General features: G+C 59.9%; 16 protein-coding genes and 1 pseudogene. 4 read left to right on the forward strand and 13 right to left on the reverse strand.

Annotation, left to right across the window (positions count from 1 at the left end; genetic code table 11):
* Nucleotides 1-64: 64 nt before the first annotated feature.
* From V1603_RS16630 to nasR, 6 genes are all read right to left on the reverse strand, one after another.
* Nucleotides 65-2563: a molybdopterin-dependent oxidoreductase gene (locus tag V1603_RS16630; RefSeq protein WP_395312976.1), complete on the reverse strand. Its 2499-nt coding sequence runs from the start codon at nt 2561-2563 to the stop codon at nt 65-67.
* On the reverse strand, nt 2560-6546 hold the full coding sequence (nirB, locus tag V1603_RS16635) for a nitrite reductase large subunit NirB (protein ID WP_395312977.1): 3987 nt from the start codon (nt 6544-6546) through the stop codon (nt 2560-2562). The genes V1603_RS16630 and nirB overlap by 4 nt, the downstream gene beginning before the upstream one ends.
* Before the next feature lie 13 nt (nt 6547-6559).
* Complete coding sequence (locus V1603_RS16640; RefSeq protein ID WP_015570359.1) at nt 6560-7348, reverse strand: ABC transporter ATP-binding protein; 789 nt, start codon at nt 7346-7348, stop codon at nt 6560-6562.
* A gap of 9 nt (nt 7349-7357) precedes the next feature.
* Entirely contained in the window at nt 7358-8236 is an 879-nt protein-coding gene (gene ntrB, locus V1603_RS16645) for a nitrate ABC transporter permease (protein WP_233003030.1), read from the reverse strand.
* A gap of 2 nt (nt 8237-8238) precedes the next feature.
* On the reverse strand, nt 8239-9486 hold the full coding sequence (locus tag V1603_RS16650) for a CmpA/NrtA family ABC transporter substrate-binding protein (protein ID WP_166711449.1): 1248 nt from the start codon (nt 9484-9486) through the stop codon (nt 8239-8241).
* A 227-nt stretch (nt 9487-9713) separates the two neighbouring features.
* Entirely contained in the window at nt 9714-10898 is a 1185-nt protein-coding gene (gene nasR / locus V1603_RS16655) for a nitrate regulatory protein NasR (protein ID WP_395312978.1), read from the reverse strand.
* Between the two features lie 72 nt (nt 10899-10970).
* Here nasR and V1603_RS16660 point away from each other — a divergent pair, with 72 nt between their 5' ends.
* The 3 genes from V1603_RS16660 (at nt 10971) to V1603_RS16670 (ending at nt 13650) form a co-directional block, all read left to right on the forward strand.
* On the forward strand, nt 10971-11324 hold the full coding sequence (locus V1603_RS16660) for a DsrE/DsrF/TusD sulfur relay family protein (RefSeq protein ID WP_116339382.1): 354 nt from the start codon (nt 10971-10973) through the stop codon (nt 11322-11324).
* Between the two features lie 106 nt (nt 11325-11430).
* Entirely contained in the window at nt 11431-13215 is a 1785-nt protein-coding gene (locus V1603_RS16665; RefSeq protein ID WP_395312979.1) for a methyl-accepting chemotaxis protein, read from the forward strand.
* Between the two features lie 195 nt (nt 13216-13410).
* Complete coding sequence (locus tag V1603_RS16670) at nt 13411-13650, forward strand: DUF1883 domain-containing protein (protein WP_013096243.1); 240 nt, start codon at nt 13411-13413, stop codon at nt 13648-13650.
* A gap of 29 nt (nt 13651-13679) precedes the next feature.
* On the opposite strand, the gene V1603_RS16675 is transcribed toward V1603_RS16670, so the two are convergent.
* Nucleotides 13680-14375, reverse strand: a complete 696-nt coding sequence (locus V1603_RS16675; RefSeq protein WP_028013457.1) for a gamma-glutamylcyclotransferase — start codon at nt 14373-14375, stop codon at nt 13680-13682.
* Between the two features lie 177 nt (nt 14376-14552).
* On the reverse strand, nt 14553-14783 hold the full coding sequence (gene chaB, locus V1603_RS16680) for a putative cation transport regulator ChaB (protein WP_014884191.1): 231 nt from the start codon (nt 14781-14783) through the stop codon (nt 14553-14555).
* A gap of 268 nt (nt 14784-15051) precedes the next feature.
* Here chaB and chaA point away from each other — a divergent pair, with 268 nt between their 5' ends.
* Nucleotides 15052-16152 carry a sodium-potassium/proton antiporter ChaA gene (gene chaA / locus V1603_RS16685; RefSeq protein ID WP_039024239.1) on the forward strand — a complete coding sequence of 367 codons (1101 nt, stop codon included), beginning with the start codon at nt 15052-15054 and terminating at the stop codon, nt 16150-16152.
* Nucleotides 16153-16266: 114 nt separating this feature from the next.
* Here chaA and kdsA read toward each other — a convergent pair whose 3' ends face one another.
* From kdsA to prfA, 5 genes and pseudogenes are all read right to left on the reverse strand, one after another.
* Nucleotides 16267-17121, reverse strand: a complete 855-nt coding sequence (gene kdsA / locus V1603_RS16690) for a 3-deoxy-8-phosphooctulonate synthase (protein WP_116339376.1) — start codon at nt 17119-17121, stop codon at nt 16267-16269.
* A gap of 36 nt (nt 17122-17157) precedes the next feature.
* On the reverse strand, nt 17158-17967 hold the full coding sequence (sirB1, locus tag V1603_RS16695; protein ID WP_008499515.1) for an invasion regulator SirB1: 810 nt from the start codon (nt 17965-17967) through the stop codon (nt 17158-17160).
* A 41-nt stretch (nt 17968-18008) separates the two neighbouring features.
* A pseudogene (locus V1603_RS16700) lies at nt 18009-18092 on the reverse strand (siroheme synthase); the annotation flags it as partial.
* Nucleotides 18093-18100: 8 nt separating this feature from the next.
* The gene (gene prmC, locus V1603_RS16705) at nt 18101-18931 is read right to left on the reverse strand and encodes a peptide chain release factor N(5)-glutamine methyltransferase (protein WP_395312980.1); all 831 of its coding nucleotides are present in this window, start codon (nt 18929-18931) and stop codon (nt 18101-18103) included.
* Nucleotides 18931-20013, reverse strand: a complete 1083-nt coding sequence (gene prfA, locus V1603_RS16710) for a peptide chain release factor 1 (protein ID WP_021240360.1) — start codon at nt 20011-20013, stop codon at nt 18931-18933. The genes prmC and prfA overlap by 1 nt, the downstream gene beginning before the upstream one ends.
* Between the last annotated feature and the right edge of the window lie 30 nt (nt 20014-20043).

Below are 20043 nucleotides of genomic sequence, written 5' to 3' on the forward strand. Positions count from 1 at the left end.
GAATTACCCGGTGCTTACGTAAGAACACCAGTTACCTTAACGCGATTTCTCCCCATTTGCAGCTTTAAGGGGAATTTTCCGGAATTTCCTGAAACATTGTTTTGAGCTCAGGCACGCACGAACCGCAGTTCGTTCCGCAGCGTAACCGCGCGCCCAGCATGGTTACGGAATCACACCCTCCGGCAATCGCTTCCCGTATCGCGTTTTCTCCCACACTGAAACAGCTGCAGATGATGCGCCCCGGATCGGCACTCTTCCCCGCGCCCTGCCCGTTCAGCAGCGCATGCCGCTCTGCGGGCGTCGAGGGTGGCGACTGAAATGCGGCGTCAATCACCGGGTGCGCCAGCTCGGGCAACGCGGTGCCTTCCCAGAAGCCGAGCATCAGATGGCCTTCGTGCCAGGCCAGCACGCTGCTGCGTTCCCCGGTTTGCGCAACCTGCAGCTGCCAGCCGCGCCCGCAGGCATAATCCATGACCCACGGGAGCAGCGGCTTATCACCCGCTATCGTCATTCGCGAGGGTTTACGCCACCAGTGAACCGAAGAGGGTATTTCCGGCCATTCCCGGGCATAGAGCTCCCCCTGCCAGCCGGGCTGCCAGGGCATGATTCTGACGGCGGTTTGTTTACTCTCCGGCTGGCCCGAAGCCGGGTCGCAACGCCCTTCCACCAGCGCGTTCACCTTACCCTGGCGGGCAAACTCAGCGTTCCAGTGCATCGGGGCAAATGCTTCGCCTTCCCGTATTCCGTCGTTGATTCGCACTCTGGCAACCATCACACCGCGCGGGGAATTGATGCGCGCCAGCTGGCCGTCACACAGGGCAAATCGGATCGCGTCTGCGGTGCAGACCTCAACAAACGGCTCCGCGATATGCTGCATCAGCCGGGGTACGTATCCTGTCCGGGTCATGGTGTGCCACTGGTCGCGGATGCGCCCGGAGTTAAGGATCAGAGGGTAGAGCGCGGTGGTCGTTGCGCCGTGCGGCAGCGGCTCGACCGGCACCAGGTTTCGGCGCGGGAAATCCCCCGTTCGCCATTGATAAGGTTCAAGTCGCTCCCACGCTTCACGGGTTAGCCCGGCCAGCTCATGCAGGTTGAATGCCCGCGCGCCGTCGTTTTCAAAGGCCGTCAGCGCCGCATGCTCGCAAAAAATCTCGTGCGGATGATCCCAGGCAAAGGCCTCGCCGTAGCCCAGCCGTTTTGCAATCTGAGCCACGATCCACCAGTCAGGCTTCGCTTCGCCCGGAGCGGGCAGAAACGCGCGCTGGCGCGAAATGCGCCGCTCGGAATTGGTCACCGTGCCGTCCTTCTCCCCCCAGCCCAGCGCCGGAAAACGGATATGGGCAAACCGGCTGGTGTCGGTATCTTTCATCACTTCAGAAACCATCACCAGCGGGCACACTGCCAGCGCCTGACACACCGCGTGGCTGTCCGGCAGCGACACGGCAGGGTTGGTGCCCATGATCCACACCGCCTTCACCTCGCCGCGGGCGATGGCGTCAAACAGCTCCACCGCCATCAGGCCCGGCGTCTGCGCCAGCCGTTCCGTTCCCCAGAAACGCGCCACCCGAGAGAGATCGTCCGGCTCGAAGTTCATATGCGCCGCCAGCTGGTTCGCCAGCCCGCCCACTTCGCGACCGCCCATGGCGTTTGGCTGTCCGGTCAGCGAAAACGGGCCGCAGCCCGGACGGTTAAATTTCCCGCTGGCAAGATGAACGTTAATGATGGCGCTGCACTTGTCGCTGCCGCTGGTGGACTGGTTGATCCCCATGGTGTAGAGCGTTATCGCCCGCGGCGCGGTGACAAACCAGTCATAAAAAGTCCCCACTTTCTCTGAAGGAAGGTCGCAAAACGCCGCCACGCGGGCAACCGGCCACTCATCGGTGTCCTGAATCAGATTGAGCAACCCCACAAACAGCCCGGCGTCGCTGCCGGGCTTAAGCGCCAGATGCAGGTCGGCAATATCGCAGGTAGCGGTTTTACGCGGGTCAATCACCACCACCTTCATCTGCGGGTTGTTATGCTTTGCCTGCACCAGGCGCTGATAGAGCACCGGATGCGTCCAGGCCGCGTTCGAGCCAGCCAGCACCACCAGATCGCTGTTTTCCACATCCTCATAGCTGCACGGCACCACGTCTTCGCCGAAGGCACGCTTGTAGCCCACCACCGCCGAGGACATGCAGAGCCGGGAGTTGGTATCAATGTTCGCCGCGCCGATAAACCCTTTCATCAGCTTGTTGGCGGCATAGTAATCCTCGGTTAACAGCTGGCCGGAGGCGTAAAACGCCACCGCCTGCGGCCCCCATGTGTCGACGATCTCCCGCAGCCGCTCCCCCGCCGCGTTCAGCGCCTGCGCCCAGTCAACCTCAAGTCCGTCGACAACGGGGCGCAAAAGCCGCCCCTGCAAGCCCGTCGTCTCCCCCAGGGCTGCCCCTTTCACGCACAGGCGGCCAAAGTTCGCAGGATGGGTTTCATCCCCACGAACGCTGACCGCGCCATCCTCCACGCTGGCGACCATGCCGCAGCCTACCCCGCAGTAGGGGCACGTTGTCCGGGTATCCGTCATGAGGCCTCCGCACGCATCACCAGCTCTTCGTTTCCGACCCACACCTTGCCGTTTTCAATTTTTACCGGCCAGGCGCGCACCGCGGGTTCACCGTTCTCCACCTGACAGCCGTCGCGCAGACGAATGCGCTGCTTGTAGAGCGGGGAAATTACCACCGGCTCGCCCGCCGCATCGCCAAGGATGCCGCGCGAAAGCACGTTCGCGCTGCTGCCCGGCTCCAGATCGTCCAGGGCATAAACGGACGTTCCAAAGCGGAACAGCGCAATCGGTTTTCGGCCAAGCCGCGCGCCGATGCCCGCCTGCTCCGGGATATCGTCAATGCCGCAGATTTCCTGCCAGCGCTTGCTATCGTCCGACGGTGCGTGGTTCACCGCGGTGCGGAACAGCGCCAGGCGATCAGGATCGTTGAGCGTGGTTTGCCACTCGCACTGGTACGTCTCTACTACCCGGGCCATCTCCTGCTCCAGCTCGTGGGCGATGCCGAGGCTGTCGTTGAGGATCACCTCCCGCAGATAGTCGAGGCCGCCCTCCAGGTTGTCCATCCAGGTGCTGGTGCGCTGCAGGCGATCCGCCGTGCGAATATAAAACATCAGGAAACGGTCGACGGTGCGGATCAGCGTTTCGTCGTCCAGATCGCTGGCGAAGAGATCCGCATGGCGGGGCTTCATGCCGCCGTTGCCACACAGATAAAGGTTCCAGCCTTTGTCCGTGGCAATCACCCCCACGTCTTTGCTCTGCGCCTCCGCGCATTCGCGGGTGCAGCCGGAAACCGCCATTTTGATTTTGTGCGGCGCGCGCAGGCCCTTGTAGCGGTGTTCCAGCCGGACCGCGAGGCCGGTGGAGTCCTGCACGCCGTAGCGGCACCAGGTCGACCCGACGCAGGATTTCACCGTGCGCAGGGATTTCCCGTAGGCGTGCCCGGTTTCAAACCCGGCCTCCACCAGCGCCTGCCAGATTTCCGGCAGCTGTTCCAGAGTGGCGCCAAACAGATCGATACGCTGCCCGCCGGTGATTTTGCTGTACAGGCCGTAGCGTTTGGCAATCTGACCGATAGCGATCAGCCCGTCTGCCGTCACTTCCCCTGCGGGCATGCGCGGCACGATGGAATACGTTCCGTCTTTCTGGATGTTGGCGAAGTAGCGGTCGTTAGTGTCCTGCAGCGGCAGATGCGCCGGCTTCAGCAGGTACTCGTTCCAGCAGGAGGCCAGCACCGATCCCACCAGCGGCTTACAGATTTCGCACCCGTGGCCCTGACCGTAGCGGCTGATGAGCTGGTCGAAGGTGTGGATATGGTTGACGCGCACGAGGTGGTAAATCTCCTGACGCGAGTACGGGAAGTGTTCGCAGATATCCTTTTTTACCTCCACGCCCTGCTCGGCAAGCTGGAACTCCATCACCTGCTTCACCAGCGCGCTGCATCCGCCACAGCCGGTTGCCGCTTTGGTGCACTGCTTAACGGCGCCGATATCCGCTGCGCCCGTACTCACCGCCCGGCAGATATCGCCTTTACTGACGTTATGACACGAACAGATCTGCGCGCTTTCCGGCAGCGCCGCCACGCCCAGCGCTTTCGGCGCGCTGCCTGACAACGCGGGTAAAATCAGTGTTTCCGGCTCTTTCGGCAGGCTGATGCCGTTAAGCATCATCTGCACCAGCGTGGCGTATTCGCTGGCATCACCCACCAGCACGCCGCCCAGCAGCGTTTTGCCGTCGTGGCTGACCACAATTTTCTTGTAGATTTGCTGCGGGCCGTGCGTCCACTGGTAGCTTAGCGCTCCCGGCGTGCGCCCGTGGGCATCGCCAAAGGACGCCACGTCCACGCCGAGCAGCTTGAGCTTAGTGCTCATATCTGCCCCGGTGAAGGTTTTATCTTCGCCCGCGAGCGCGGCGGCGGCCACGCGCGCCATCTGGTAGCCCGGCGCCACCAGGCCGAAGATTTTCCCTTCCCACAGCGCGCACTCGCCGATGGCCAGCACGTCCGGATCGGAGGTCCGGCAGCCGTCATCAATGCAGATCCCACCGCGCTCGCCGACAGCCAGCCCGCCGCTGCGCGCCAGTGCGTCCTGCGGACGAATGCCGGCAGAGAAGACCACCATGTCCGTTTCCAGCAGTTCGCCATCGGCAAAGCGCAGCGTTAGCCCGTCGTCCGTCGAGGCAATTTCCGTGGTGGCTTTACTGGTGTGTACGCCGACGCCCAGCGCCTCGATTTTCCTGCGCAGCATCGCCGCGCCGTCGTTGTCGAGCTGGACCGCCATCAGATTGGGCGCAAACTCCACCACATGAGTTTCCAGCCCGAGCTGCCTGAGGGCATTCGCCGCCTCCAGCCCGAGCAGGCCGCCGCCAATCACCACGCCGCGGCGCGAGCCCGCGGCGTGGGCCGCAATGTTGTCCAGGTCGTCAAGGGTGCGGTAGACAAAGCAGCCCGGCAGATCGTTGCCCGGCACGGGCGGGACGAACGGGTATGAGCCGGTCGCCAGCACCAGTTTATCCCAGTGCGTTTCATGCCCGCTGGCGGTACGTACCACGCGCGCGTCGCGGTCGACAGCGACGATCTGCTGCGACAGGCGCAGCTCAATGCCGTTGTTGGCAAAGAAATCCCCTTCCACCAGCGAGAGTGACGCCGCGCTGCGTCCGCCAAAATATTCCGAGAGATGCACGCGATCGTAGGCCGCATAGCGCTCCTCGCCAAAAACAACGATCTGATACTGCTGATGCAGATTACGGTTAACGCAGTCTTCGAGGAAATGATGGCCGACCATACCGTGCCCAACCACCACCAGAGTAGGTTTTGTCATAGCGTTCTGTCCTGCAACCTGCGGTTGCGTAGTGAAACGATCGAACAGCCAGTCCGCGTGGGCGGGCACAGCCGTTGCCAGTAAATCGGTAAATGTTGCCGCGCTGCGGCAGTCGCCCATCAGCAGCACACCAGCCAGCGCCCCCCAATGGATCAGTAAACGCCGATAGTGACGGGTCAGCGGATCCCATGAACTCCAGACCACATCGCTCTCCAGCGCTTCCGCACGCCCGAGGCTGAACAGCTCCACGCCGGTCACCTTGAGGCGCATGCCGTTGTCGGTCAGGGCAAACGGCGCGGTAACGTCCCCGGCCAGCCGCGCGGCGAGAATATCCGCCTGCGCCAGGCAGGGGGCGACCAGGCCAAACGTCTGGCCGTCAATCTCACAGCACTCGCCAATGGCGTAGACGTTCGGCCTGGAAGTCCGCATCTGGTGATCCACCACGATGCCGCGCGCGCAGCGAATGCCGCTGGCCTGCGCCAGCGCGACGTTGGGCTGCACACCGGTCGCCAGCACCACGCGCGCGGCGGTGACGCGGCGTCCGTTCAGCAGCGTCACGCTATTCCCGTCAATCGCCGCGATACCGGAGGCGAGTTCACAGCTAACGCCCCGCGCCGCCAGCGCCTCTTCCAGCAGCATTCCCGCCTGCTGGTCCAGCTGCTGCTCCATCAGCCACGGACCGCGATGAACGAGCGTGACGTTGTCACCTGAACGCGCCAACGCTGCCGCCGTCTCTACGCCGAGCACGCCGCCCCCCAGCACCACCACCGGACCGGCGATCGCCTGAATGGCCCGGGTATCTTCCAGGGTACGGAACGTGAAGACATGCGGCGCATCACCGCCAGGGATCGGCGGCACAAAGGGCGTTGACCCGGTAGCAAATACCAGCGCATCCCAGCCCAGCGTGCGGGCGGTGGTTTGCACTTCCCGCGCGTCCAGGTCCACAGCGAGCGCCTTTTCGCCGCGCAGCACCGTTACGCCCCGCTCCCGGTACCAGCGGTCATCCTGAAGGCCGATGCCCGCAGCCGTTTTTTCACCGCCCAGCACCGGCGAAAGCTGGATACGGTTATAGGCATGCTCCGGCTCATCACCGATGACGGTGATAGCGAACCGACCGGAAGCACGCCCGGTGAGCGAAGCAATCAGCCGGGTTGCCGCCATGCCATTCCCGATAATGACCAGTCGCATCAAAGCCCCCTCGCTACGCCGCTTTCGGCTGTTTTTCGTAGAGGAAATGAAGGATCTGCTGACGCATGTGGTGATAGCGGCTATCGTCCGCCAGCTGAACCCGGTTGCGCGGACGCGGCAGGTCTACGCGGAGGATCTCCCCGACGGTGGCCGCCGGGCCGTTGGTCATCATCAGCACGCGATCGGAAAGCAGCACCGCCTCGTCCACATCGTGGGTAATGAGCACGATGGTGGTGTTCAGCGCCTGCTGGATCTGCATCACCGAGTCCTGCAGGTGGGCGCGCGTCAGCGCATCCAGCGCGCCGAACGGCTCATCCATCAGCAGCACTTTCGGCTTCATCGCCAGCGCGCGGGCAATGCCGACGCGCTGCTTCATGCCGCCGGAGATCTCCCCCGGACGCTTGTGCAACGCGTGGCCCATCTGCACGCGGTCAAGGTTGTGCTCTATCCACGCTTTGCGCTCGGCCTTGCTCATGGTGTGGCGGAACACCTGATCCACCGCCAGCGCCACGTTGTCGAAACAGGTCAGCCACGGCAGCAGCGAATGGTTCTGGAAAACCACCGCGCGCTCGGGCCCCGGCCCGGCGATTTCGCGGTTGTCGCAAATCAGCCCGCCTTCCGTCGGCAGCGTAATGCCGGCGATGAGATTCAGCAGCGTCGATTTGCCGCAGCCGGAGTGGCCGATCAGGCTGACGGTTTCGCCCTCGTGGATATCAAAAGAGACGTTTTGCAGCGCCAGAAACTCGCCGCTGGCGGTGGAAAAACGCTGGCTCACGGCCTGGACCTGAATTAATGGTTTCATGTTCGCTCCTTATTTTTCCTGCCAGCTAAAGCGACGGGCGATCAGCATCAGCCCCTGCTCCAGCAGCAGCCCGACCACGCCAATGATGACGATGGCGATGAGAATGTTTTCGACGTTGAGGTTGTTCCACTCGTTCCAGATCCAGAAGCCGATGCCGAGGCCTCCGGTGAGCATCTCGGCGGCGACAATCACCAGCCAGGCGATGCCGATGGAGAGGCGCACCCCGGTCAGTACAGCGGGCAGCACCGCCGGAAAAAGAATGCGGCGCATAATGGTCCACTCGGAAAGCTGCAATACGCGGGCGACGTTGAGGTAATCCTGCGGAATGCGGCGCACGCCTTCGGCGGTGTTGATGACCATCGGCCAGATGGAGCAGATAAAAATGGTCCAGCTCGACGCGGGCTCCGCCTTCTGGAACAGCAGCAGGCCGATGGGCAGCCAGGCCAGCGGGCTGACCGGGCGCAGAAGCGCAATCAGCGGGTTAAACATGCGCGCGAAAAAGGTGAAGCGACCAATCAAAAAACCCAGCGGTATGCCCGCCAGCGCCGCCAGGCCAAAGCCGATGGCAACGCGCTGCAGTGAAGCAAGCACGTTCCAGCCAATGCCCATATCGTTAGGCCCGTCGCGATAAAACGGATCGGCGAAAAGGGTAATAGCGGAATCAAGCGTGCTGAGCGGCGTCGGGAAACCTTTGCTGTTTATCGCTGCCAGCTGCCAGAGCACCACCAGCAGCCCGAGACCGAGCAGCGCCGGAATCACGCGCTGTAAAAAATCGTTCATCCGGCGCGCAAATGCGGGCGTACGGCGGCGAACCTCTACCGGAGGCAGGACAATCACTTCCCCGCTCTCTGACGTCTGTTGTGGTTTCGTATTTTGCAGATGCGGCATAATCAGGCCCCTTTACGGTGAATGGCGAAACGGCTGGCGTACCCTTCCGGATCGGTGCCGTTCCAGACGGTGCCGTCCATCAGCGTGCTGCTGCGGTACGGTGATGACGGTGCGGACATGCCGCCGACCGCGGCGGCGGCATCCTGCCAGACCGCAGTCTGGTTAATGCGCTGCGCGATGCCCGCATAGTCCGGCGCGGCTTTGAGCAAGCCCCAGCGGCGGAACTGGGTTAAGAACCACATACCGTCGGAGTGGTACGGGTAGCTGACGGCCCCCTCGTTGAAGAAGCGGATCGGGTGCGCGTCCTGCCAGCGCTGGCCCAGGCCGTTGTCGTACTCGCCGAGCATGCGCCCGGTAAGATACTGTTCTTTGCAGTTGAGCCACGCCCGGCGGGAGAGGATCTGCGCGGTTTCGCGTTTGTTTTCCGGGGATGCCTCGATCCAGCGCGCGGCCTCCAGCACCGCGCTCACCAGCGCCCGCGCGGTGTGCGGATTTTTCTCCACCCAGTCACGGCGCGTACCGAGGATTTTTTCCGGATGATCGGCCCAGATAGACTGCGACGTGGCGGCGGTAAAACCGATGCGGTCGTTAATCGCCCGCGCGTTCCACGGCTCGCCGACGCAGAAGCCCACCATGTTGCCAATGCGCATGTTCATCACCATCTGCGGCGGCGGCACGACGACCGTGCGCACGTCCTCAAACGGATTAATACCCGCGCTGGCCAGCCAGTAGTAGAGCCACATGGCGTGCGTCCCGGTCGGGAAGGTGTGCGCGAAGGTATAGGTTCCCGGCGCTTGCTGCCCGATCAGCGTTTTCAGCCCATCGAGGTCGCGAACGCCCTTCTCTGCCAGATCGCTGGAGAGCGTAATGGCCTGACCGTTCTGGTTGAGGGTCATCAGGTTCGCCATCTGCTGCGGTTTGCCGGCGATGCCCAGTTCCAGGCCGTACAGCAGGCCGTAAAGAATGTGTGCGGCATCAAGTTCCCCCGCCACCAGCTTGTCGCGCACCGCCGCCCAGCTCGCCTCTTTGGTGGGAACAAGGGTGATACCGTATTTTTTATCAAAGCCTTTCAGGGCTGCGATAACCACCGGCGCGCAGTCGGTCAGCGGGATAAACCCGACGCGCACCGTCTCCTGTTCCGGTTTATCCGAGCCTGCCGCCCAGGCGGCCTGCATTACACCCGGTAACAGCACTGCGCCACTCGCCAGCATGCTGGCCTGCAAAAATCGCCGTCTCGACAAATCCGCCATAACCGCTCCCGAAAAAAAGCCAAAAAAAAGCGCCCGCCGTGCCGAAGCACCGCTGGACGCCTTTATCCCGAAGACTGATGCACCGCCGTTGGCGCACCGTCAAAAATGGTTAATTAAATAATGCAAAGCTAATGCCAGGTCTGAAGACTCTGTTTCAGGGCCTGAAGCCGGGTTTTGCGCGCGACCACGCACCTCAATCAGGCATAAAATGCCCGCTGATTGTGCAGCTACACCTTAGGTGTTACCTGCCACACGCTCTTCACCGTAAGCAGCGCGCGGGCGATATCCACCATGCGCTGGTTCTTGTCCATCGCCATTTTGCGCAGCGTCGTCCAGGCCTGCTCTTCACTCATATGCTGATGGGTCATCAGCACGCTTTTGGCTTTATCAATGGTTTTGCGCTCCTCAAGCGTATCGCGCAGCGACGCGAGCTGGCGGGACAGCTGCTCTATTTCACGCGCCTGCTGGCGAACCAGGGTCAGCAGCGGTTTATCCGGGTAGTGAGCAAGCGGATCGTCCTCTTCATCCCCTGGAAGCGGGTACGCCTCGTCGCGCTGAATACGCTCATCCACCGCGACCATCAGATCTGCGATGATCGTCTCTTCCAGCGCGCGCAGATGCTCCAGCCGCGCCGTTTGCAGCGCAAACCAGGCGAGCGCGGTATGGCCATTGTCTGCGGCAGGCTGTCGGGTACAGGCCACGCGCCGGAGTTGCTCCGTTTCTCGATCGGGCTGGCAGTTGAGTGAGAACGTAGTCTGCACGTCAGCCTGGCTGTGGGAGAGAAAGATCTCAAAGCAGGCCTGCTGCCCGTCAATGCGGTCAACCAGTCGCTGGCGCGTCACATCGTCGAAAAAGCCCTGCGTAAAGCCAATCGCCCCCAGGGCCCGCTCCTGTCCTGCCAGCTCTTTTCCCTGCATCAGGCTATAAAGCGCGACGAAACGGCCCGCGATTTGCGGGTCGTCAATGCTGTCATTAAGCTGAGGCACGATACTGAGCAGGTGGCGCAGCATACGGGAGTAGTGCTCCATTGCCTGCGGAGCCGTCAGCGTTTGCCGACTTACACCGTCGCGCAGCGCGGGAAGCGTCTCCAGCGTGAGCAGCGCATTGCCGATACGTTCGCAAACGGCGCTTCCCGGGAAGGCGGAGTGCTTTCCAAGAATGTCATTCAGTGCAGCAAGGTTTTCGTCCACCAGCGCCCGGCTGGCTTTGCATTCAGGCGCGTAGAGCTTACCCTGTGAGCAGAGCCAGACGTTGGACGCCCCGCGCTCGCACTGGAGCATATGCACCAGTTGGCTAATGCCGTGCACCAGCACGTTCAGCTGCGCCAGCCTGCTGAGCTGCTCCCGGCGCATACGCCTTGCGCGCTGGAGCCATTCGGTTGCACCTGGCGAAATGCCGGCCATTAATGTCATGCTTACTCTCCCGGACAGCGAAACTCCGGGTAATTAAGCAATATTCGTGCCTTTTAAAGAACAGGAGTCAACATGCAGAAGATTGTGATCGTCGCCAACGGTGCGGCCTACGGCAGCGAATCCCTTTTCAACAGCCTGCGCCTGGCGATCGCGCTACGCGAAAAAGAGAGCGACCTGGCGTTACGGCTTTTTTTAATGTCGGACGCCGTCACTGCCGGGCTGAAGGGGCAGAAACCGGCAGAGGGGTATAACATTCAGCAGATGCTGGAGATCCTGACCGCGCAAAATGTACCGGTGAAACTGTGCAAGACCTGCACCGACGGGCGAGGTATTACCGGGCTGCCGCTGATCGATGGCGTGGAAATCGGTACGCTGGTGGAACTGGCCGAATGGACGCTGACCGCGGATAAAGTATTAACTTTTTAATAATAAACCCGTAAAAATATTATTTTCTTATGGACGCGGTTTCAGCATCAAGTTTACCTGCGGGGTTGCCGATAGGCATGGAAACAACACAGCAGGTATTTCACTTATGTTCAGATCCATTCGCGCACGCATTATCGCCGCGACGACAGGCTGCCTTGTCGTCGCCCTTCTTCTCAATACCGTTATTAACTTCCAGGTGACGCGCCAGGATAACCAGCAGTCCCAGCGCGATATTCTGACCAGCACCAGCGCCAGCCACAACATGGCGATTGCCGACTGGGTCAAAAGCAAAATGACGGTGATTGCCTCCGCGCAGAGCATCGCGCTGGCTGACGATCCCGTTCCGGTATTTAAGCAGCTTGCCCAGGCTGGCGGCTTCACCAACGTCTACGTGGGCTACGCCAGCAAGACGGCGAAATTCTCCGACCCGGCGGGCGTCCCGGCGGATTATGACCCGACCATACGCCCCTGGTACCAGCAGGTGGTGAGCACGGACGGCCCGGTTGTGACGGCGCCCTACGTTGATGCCGGGACCGGGAAGCTGGTGGTGACATTTGCCGTGCCGGTGAAAGAGAATGGCACTCTGAAAGCGGTGGTGGCGGGCGATGTCGCCATGGATAGCGTGGTGGCGAACGTGCGCGGTATCCACCCCACGCCTGCCAGCAGCGGGTTACTCCTGAACACCGACGGCACGGTGATTGCCGCCAACGAGCCGGCCCTGACGCTGAAGCCGTTTGCCGAGACGATCAAAGGCATCGACCTTGCAGCGCTGAAAAGTGGTAACCCGGTCGACGGAACGCTGAATGACGAGGAAAAAACCTTTATCGCCTCAGCCGTGCCGGGCACGAACTGGCTGCTGGTGGTCGCCCTCGATAGCAGCGACGCCACCTCCGGCATGCGTTCCCTGCTGAAAGCGTCGGCGATTTCGCTGGTGATCCTGGCACTCCTGAGCGGCGCTATTGTTCACGTCCTGATTGCACGCCTGCTTAAGCGCCTGTCCGACATTCGCGACGCGATGCACAGCATTGCCAACGGCACCAACGATCTTTCCCAGCGCCTGCCGGACAGCGGCGATGACGAAGTGGCGCAAATTGCACAGGCGTTTAACGCCTTCAGCGATAAGCTCTCGGTGGTGATGGTCCAGCTTCGCGACGCCAGCGCCTCGGTGAAAAACGCCGCGCAGGAGATTGCGGCAGGCAACCAGGATCTCTCCGGACGTACCGAGCAGGCCGCGTCCAGCCTTCGCGAAACCGCCAGCGCCGTGGAAGAGATAACCGCCTCCGTCACCCAGTCGAATGAATCGGCAGCAGAAGCCAACGACCAGGCAAGCCGGGCCTCTGCGGCCGCAGCGCTCGGCGGTGAAGTGGTCTCGCAGGCCATCAGCACCATGCAGTCCATCGAAGTGGCTTCTGCAAAAATTGGCGATATCACCAGCGTGATCGACGGCATCGCCTTCCAGACCAACATTCTGGCACTGAACGCCTCCGTCGAGGCGGCGCGTGCCGGTGAGCAGGGGCGCGGGTTCGCTGTGGTGGCCGGCGAAGTGCGGAACCTCGCCAGCCGCAGCGCCCAGGCGGCGAAAGAGATCAAATCGCTTATCGACTCTACCACAGACAGCGTGGCCACCGGCTCGCGCTACGTGCATCTGGCCGGGGAAAGCATGGATGAGATCCGATCCAGCATCGGCAGCGTCTCCGGCATCATGCGCGAAATATCTATTGCGACCAGCGAACAGATGAAAGGCATTCACGAGATCAACCACGCGGTAACCCATCTCGACCGGATGGTGCAGCAGAACGCCGAGCTGGTGGTGCAGTCCGCCGCGGCCGCCAGCGCATTGCAAAGCCAGGCGGGCGACCTTGCTGAAACCGCCGGTCATTTCCGCATTTAATTTTATTTCCGCGCGGGTTTACCGGGTAAAACCCGCGCCAGCTGAATGCTTTCAGGCATTTTGTCATTTTTGTTTAAACGTTATGCCATTTTTTGATCAAAATCAGCATCCCTCGCCTCCCTCTTTGGTGTTATGCAATGAGTATTTTGTGAACAATATCACGCTCGGGATGGGCAAAATCGACGGGGTAAATAAATGGCACTGGTGAAAACAAGTTTGAAACTGTTTGGCGGGGATACGGTGGTGGTGCGTTGCTCAGAGCGCTGTCGTATTCATCTGATGAGTGCGAAAGCACAGAAGCAGTCCCAGGCGGATATTCTGACCGTTCAGGATGATAAGGCCTGGCTAACCGTGCCGTATACCGGCACGTGGGATGTTCTGATCGACAGCCACAGCCAGTCGCTGGAACATTCGGTCAGTTACGTGGCAGCGTAATTTAAACGCCCGGCGAGCCGGGCGTATTCTCAGGCAAAACCCGGTCGCAGCGTGCTGTTGAGCGGGTTCCCTTCCAGCAACGCCTTCACCTTTACCACCAGCTCATTCAGACAATCGTCCTGCATGCCGAGGCGGGTCAGCTCCTGATCGAGGGAGAAGAGATACTGCGCGTTGGTGCCGAGCGGCCCGCTGGCGGCGGCAATTAACGGGGCAATCACCTGCGTGCGGGTGTCCGCCTCATACAGCGGATGGCGCGGATCCATAATAAACACCAGCGCGTTTACGGTGCGTCCGTCGTCAAGCTCCAGCTTGCACCAGCTCGGCATATAGCAGCCGGTGATCATCTCGCGCTTCCAGAGCAGCGTCAGCTCCTCTTCGAGCGTGGCATCCGGCAGGCGATACGCCACGCCCGTGGTGCGTCCGCCCTCTTTCAGTGCAAGCATGCGCCCTGGCTGACAGGCGCTGCCGCGTCCGGCCGTCAGGCGCAGGCAAAATGCGCGGTGCCAGCCGGGCAACGTACCCGTTGCCGATTCAACAAATTCGAGAGCCGGGTTCCACATCAGTGAACCGTAGCCAAAAATCCATACCGGGCCATCATCCGGGCGGCAGGCAAGCGTGGCAGCGAGCGACGCCGCACGTTGTTCAGCTGACCAGAGAAGCGATTCCTCAATAGCACCAAATGCCGTCTTACAATCTGCCTTCATTAAGAAATCACGCGTTAACACTTTACACCTCCGCCACTGCATGCTTCCTTGCGACATCTGTAATTCGCCTTCCCGACATTCTGTGCTGGTCATTTTGCCAGCAGTCAAATAACGATAAGCAATTAGCGGACCAGTTGCAATACAACGGAAGTTCAACCGCCTGAAAAGTCAAAATGAAGGCAGCGAATAATTTCACGGCTATTTCTTTTTATGCCATTTATCATCGTCTCCTTTCTCATAGTCATGTTTTACTGCGGCCCAGGCGACTTTGTGTGCCGTCTCTTCCCGGCTGGCATCATCCCGCCGATCGTCCTTATCTTTGTACTGATCCCATGCGCTGTTAAATGCTTCTTTATAGATATCCTGGGCGTGTTCGGGCAGGACGTTTTTCACGTTATCGGGTAATTCGCGTTTCGTTTTATATGGCATCACTAACCTCTCTTTTGGCTAAAGAGTAAGTGTGGACGACGATACGCCATGGTGCCACCCGGCAATAGATACTGATTAAACTAAATTCATAATCTATTGTTATTTAATTACTATTTAAATTAAATATCTTATTACAGGCATCAAACATGAAAACCATGACAAAGGGTAAAATTAAGTAAAAAATAAAGGGTATTTAACAGATTTCTGTTAGTTTAATGCCCTCAAAATCTATCTATAATTACAAGCACCTGCATTGATGGAGAAGCACATGACAGCAACACACGAGGCGGTAAAGACCCGCCACAAGGAGACGTCACTCATTTTCCCGGTTCTGGCACTGGCTGTGCTGCTCTTCTGGGGAAGCAGTCAGTCACTGCCAGTGGTGGTTGGTATCAATATTCTTGCTCTGGTCGGCATCTTAACCAGCGCATTTAGCGTCGTTCGCCATGCGGACGTCCTGGCCCACCGTCTGGGCGAGCCGTACGGCTCGTTAATTCTCAGCCTTTCTGTCGTTATTCTCGAAGTCAGCCTGATTTCCGCGCTCATGGCGACCGGCGATGCCGCCCCAACGCTGATGCGCGACACGCTCTACTCCATCATTATGATCGTGACGGGCGGCCTGGTGGGCTTCTCTCTTCTGCTGGGCGGACGCAAATTTGCGACCCAGTATATGAACCTGTTCGGTATTAAACAGTATCTGATTGCCCTCTTCCCGCTGGCCATTATCGTGCTGGTCTTCCCGATGGCGCTGCCGGGCGCGAATTTTTCTACCGGTCAGGCACTGCTGGTCGCGCTGATTTCCGCCGCCATGTACGGCGTGTTCCTGTTGATTCAAACCAAAACGCACCAGAGCCTGTTTGTGTACGAGCATGAAGATGACGGCGACGATGATGACCCGCACCACGGTAAGCCGTCGGCCCACAGCAGCGCGTGGCATACGGTTTGGCTGATCGTGCATCTGATCGCGGTTATCGCGGTCACCAAGATGAACGCCAACCCGCTGGAGACGCTGTTAACCGAGCTTAACGCCCCGGTGGCCTTTACCGGTTTCCTGGTGGCGCTGCTGATCCTGTCCCCTGAGGGCCTGGGCGCGCTCAAGGCGGTGCTGAACAATCAGGTGCAGCGCGCAATGAACCTGTTCTTCGGCTCCGTGCTGGCGACCATTTCCCTCACCGTACCGGTGGTGACGCTGATTGCCTTTATGACGGGTAACGAGCTGCAGTTTGCGCTGGGCGCGCCGGAGATGATTGTGATGGTGGCCTCGCTGCTGCTGTGCCAGATTTCATTCTCCACTGGCCGCACCAATGTGCTGAACGGCGCAGCGCATATGGCGCTGTTTGTAGCGTATTTGATGACGATTTTTGCGTAGCCTTTTTGCCCAGCGGCGCTTCGCTTGCAAGGCCTACGGGTTTTGTAGGCCGGGTAAGCGCAGCGCCACCCGGCAATATGCCCCATAAAAAAACCCGCCGAAGCGGGTTTTTTATTAGTTGCTGGTATCCAGCTCGTCGAAGCTCTTCACCAGATCGTCAATCGCTTTGATCTGCTTCAGGAACGGCTCCAGCTTATCCAGCGGCAGCGCGGAAGGACCATCGCATTTCGCATTTGCCGGATCCGGGTGCGCTTCAATGAACAGACCCGCCAGGCCGGTCGCCATACCGGCACGCGCCAGCTCGGTCACCTGGGCACGACGACCGCCTGACGCGGCGCCAAACGGGTCGCGGCACTGCAGCGCGTGGGTCACGTCGAAGATCACCGGGGACTGGTTAGAGACGTTTTTCATCACGCTGAAGCCCAGCATGTCCACAACCAGGTTGTCGTAACCGAAGTTAGCGCCACGATCGCACAGAATAATTTTGTCGTTACCGCCTTCGATAAACTTATCAACGATATTGCCCATCTGGCCTGGGCTCACAAACTGCGGTTTTTTCACGTTGATCACGGCACCGGTTTTCGCCATTGCGGCAACCAGGTCGGTCTGGCGAGCCAGGAACGCCGGAAGCTGAATCACGTCTACCACGTCTGCCACAGGCTGCGCCTGCCAGGACTCATGCACGTCGGTGATCACTTTCACGCCAAACGTCTGCTTCAGCTCCTGGAAAATTTTCATCCCCTCTTCCAGGCCCGGGCCGCGGTAAGAGTTGATGGAGGAGCGGTTGGCTTTGTCAAAAGAGGCTTTAAACACGTACGGAATGCCCAGCTTCTGGGTCACGGTCACGTAGTGCTCGCAGATACGCATGGCGAGATCGCGGGATTCCAGCACGTTCATACCGCCAAACAGCACGAACGGCAGGTCGTTTGCCACGTTGATATCACCAATGCTAACCACTTTTTGTTTCATAGGATCGCCTTATTCAGGTGTGAATCGGAATTAAGATTAATGCAGTGTAATTTGTTTGTGCGAGATCGCGTTGATCTGCGCGCGAATCATTTCGCTAATCGGATCTTCCGGGCACTGCTCGACGAAATAGCTCAGATCGTTCAGCGCCACGTGCTCGCAGTCGAGCTGGGCATAGATAAGCCCGCGGTCGCGTATCTCGTACGGATCTTCCGGATTAAACTGCAGCAGCACTTCGCTGGCACGCAAGGCCAGCTCCATCTGACGCTCTTCCATCAGCGCTGACTTCAGCGTATCCAGCAGCTTGCGGATGACTTCGGCGTTGTCGGCTTCGTCGAGATCTTCGTTAAAGAGCTCGGCCACCGGGCTGATGTTGCCCTTCAGCCAGACGTCCAGCGTATGCTCATCCAGCGTGTCGCCATTAAACGGATTAATGAGCCACATCTCACCGTCCAGCCACTCCGCACGCAGGATCATCTGCGTCGGAAAAATGACCGGCACCAGCGGAATATCCAGCCGGTGCGCAACCCACAGCAAAATAGAGCCCAGCGCAACAGCGCTGCCCTGACGATTTTTTAAGACCTGGTCCAGCCATAATGCGTCAGACAGGCGATACACGCCACGCGTGTCGCAGAAACCCCATTCGCCGTAGAAAAGTTCCAGAAGCTTCTCTAATTGCCAGTCCTGCGGGCGCGCCTGATTGATCTCTTCACGCGCCAGGCTGACCAGATTCTCCAGCTCATCGTAGACGTACTGCGACGTAAAATCGTCGCGTATCATCTCCGAAATCAGGATCATGCCATCGCAAAGCGGCACTTTATTAAATTCGAAATCGGCTAAGGACTTCATGACTTACCCCAGTAACGACTGAGCGAACAAGGACGCTCAGGCGCGATAAAACTCAAAACGATGTAGATGATAACGCCAAACTGCCTTTCAGTCAGCCTTACGCCTTTATCAGTAAATGGCAGATACCCGGCACTCAAGCCCACTGCCCCAGCGTCAGGCGTTCGTTGCCGCCGTAGTCGCGACAGGTTTCGACTGCGACGTAGCCTGCTTGCGTAAACAGTGACCGCACGGCTTCTCCCTGCGTCCAGCCATGCTCCACGAGCAGCCAGCCGCCAGGAAGTAAATGTTTCCGTGACATTGTCACAATGTGATCAAGATCGGCTAATCCCGCGTTGGCGGCAACGAGCGCCGTCAGCGGTTCGAAGCGAACATCGCCCTGCGCAAGGTGTGGGTCATGTTCGTCGATGTAAGGAGGATTGCTGACAATCATCGCAAATGAGCGATTCTCCAGCGCGGCAAACCAGCTGCTTTGCAGCACCGTCACGTTGCGGAGAGCGAGACGTTCCACGTTACGCTGCGCCAGCGCCACCGCGTCGGGCATCACATCTACCGCCGTCACATCGCAATCGGGGCGCTCGCTGGCGAGCGCCAGCGCGATAGCACCTGTTCCCGTCCCGAGATCGAGAATGCTGCAGGGAGCTGTTGGTAAACGCGCCAGCGCCTGCTCCACCAGACATTCAGTGTCCGGACGCGGGATCAGCGTTGCCGCCGAGACGTACAGCGGTAGCGACCAGAACTCGCGCTCACCGACCAGGTGCGCCACCGGCTCGCCCGTTTTACGGCGGGCAAGCAGCGCGGCGAGCCGTACTTTCTGCTCAGCGGTCAGCAGCGTCTCACCGAATGCCAGCAGGTACGTGCGGGCTTTACCCGTCACATGCTCAAGCAAAATTTCGGCATCACGCTTCGGGCTTTCGCTTTCTGAAAGCTCACCGGCCGCCTCGCGTAACCAGCGCTGAAAATCCATTATTCCTGCTCGGACAGCGCCGCCAGCTGGTCGGCCTGGTATTCCTGCACGATAGGCTCAATCAGCATATCCAGCTTCCCTTCCATCACCTCGTCCAGACGGTACAGGGTCAGGTTGATGCGGTGGTCGGTCACGCGGCCCTGCGGGAAGTTGTAGGTGCGGTTACGGTCGCTGCGATCGCCGCTGCCCAGCAGGTTACGACGCGTAGAGGCTTCCGCCTGCTGACGCTTCGCCATTTCAGCCGCGTGGATGCGCGCACCCAGCACGGACAACGCTTTGGCTTTGTTTTTGTGCTGCGAACGTTCGTCCTGGCACTCCACCACGATGCCGGTCGGCAGGTGGGTAATACGGATGGCGGAATCGGTGGTGTTAACGTGTTGTCCACCCGCGCCGGAGGAACGGAAGGTGTCGATGCGCAGATCCGCCGGGTTGATGTCCGGCAGTTCCGCTTCCGGCAGCTCCGGCATCACCGCCACCGTACAGGCGGAGGTGTGAATGCGGCCCTGAGATTCCGTGGCCGGCACGCGCTGCACGCGGTGACCGCCGGATTCAAACTTCAGACGGCCGTACACGCCGTCGCCGCTGATCTTGGCGATAACCTCTTTGTAGCCACCGTGTTCGCCTTCGTTGGCGCTCATGATCTCGACGCGCCAGCGGCGCGATTCGGCGTAGCGGCTGTACATGCGGAACAGATCCCCGGCAAACAGCGCCGCTTCGTCACCGCCGGTACCGGCGCGCACTTCCACAAACGCGTTACGCTCGTCGTCCGGATCTTTCGGCAGCAGCAGCACCTGAAGCTGCTGCTCCATCTCTTCAGAACGCGCTTTTGCATCCTGCAGCTCTTCCTGCGCCATCTCGCGCATCTCAGGATCGTCGAGCATCATCTGCGCGGTTTCAATATCTTCCTGAACCTGTCGCCAGTCGGTAAAGCATTTAGACACATCACTCAACTGCGCATATTCACGCGAAAGCGCGCGAAAACGTTCCTGGTCCGCGATGGTCCCGGCATCGCCGAGCAGCGCCTGTACTTCTTCATGGCGCTCGTGCAGAGCTTCCAGTTTAGCGACGATAGAAGGCTTCATAGGCGTAAGTGCACCTTGTCTTAGAAAATG

This window comes from Enterobacter sp. ECC-219 (genome assembly GCF_043966805.1).
GTDB classification, from domain to species: Bacteria; Pseudomonadota; Gammaproteobacteria; order Enterobacterales; family Enterobacteriaceae; genus Enterobacter; species Enterobacter cloacae_N.

Bases quoted from the DNA above. Each gene is read 5' to 3' on its own strand.
- V1603_RS16630 (WP_395312976.1), bottom strand. From the start codon at position 2,563: ATGACGGATACCCGGACAACGTGCCCCTACTGCGGGGTAGGCTGCGGC.
- nirB (WP_395312977.1), bottom strand. From the start codon at position 6,546: ATGCGACTGGTCATTATCGGGAATGGCATGGCGGCAACCCGGCTGATT.
- V1603_RS16640 (WP_015570359.1), bottom strand. From the start codon at position 7,348: ATGAAACCATTAATTCAGGTCCAGGCCGTGAGCCAGCGTTTTTCCACC.
- ntrB (WP_233003030.1), bottom strand. From the start codon at position 8,236: ATGCCGCATCTGCAAAATACGAAACCACAACAGACGTCAGAGAGCGGG.
- V1603_RS16650 (WP_166711449.1), bottom strand. From the start codon at position 9,486: ATGGCGGATTTGTCGAGACGGCGATTTTTGCAGGCCAGCATGCTGGCG.
- nasR (WP_395312978.1), bottom strand. From the start codon at position 10,898: ATGACATTAATGGCCGGCATTTCGCCAGGTGCAACCGAATGGCTCCAG.
- V1603_RS16660 (WP_116339382.1), top strand. From the start codon at position 10,971: ATGCAGAAGATTGTGATCGTCGCCAACGGTGCGGCCTACGGCAGCGAA.
- V1603_RS16665 (WP_395312979.1), top strand. From the start codon at position 11,431: ATGTTCAGATCCATTCGCGCACGCATTATCGCCGCGACGACAGGCTGC.
- V1603_RS16670 (WP_013096243.1), top strand. From the start codon at position 13,411: ATGGCACTGGTGAAAACAAGTTTGAAACTGTTTGGCGGGGATACGGTG.
- chaB (WP_014884191.1), bottom strand. From the start codon at position 14,783: ATGCCATATAAAACGAAACGCGAATTACCCGATAACGTGAAAAACGTC.
- chaA (WP_039024239.1), top strand. From the start codon at position 15,052: ATGACAGCAACACACGAGGCGGTAAAGACCCGCCACAAGGAGACGTCA.
- kdsA (WP_116339376.1), bottom strand. From the start codon at position 17,121: ATGAAACAAAAAGTGGTTAGCATTGGTGATATCAACGTGGCAAACGAC.
- sirB1 (WP_008499515.1), bottom strand. From the start codon at position 17,967: ATGAAGTCCTTAGCCGATTTCGAATTTAATAAAGTGCCGCTTTGCGAT.
- prmC (WP_395312980.1), bottom strand. From the start codon at position 18,931: ATGGATTTTCAGCGCTGGTTACGCGAGGCGGCCGGTGAGCTTTCAGAA.
- prfA (WP_021240360.1), bottom strand. From the start codon at position 20,013: ATGAAGCCTTCTATCGTCGCTAAACTGGAAGCTCTGCACGAGCGCCAT.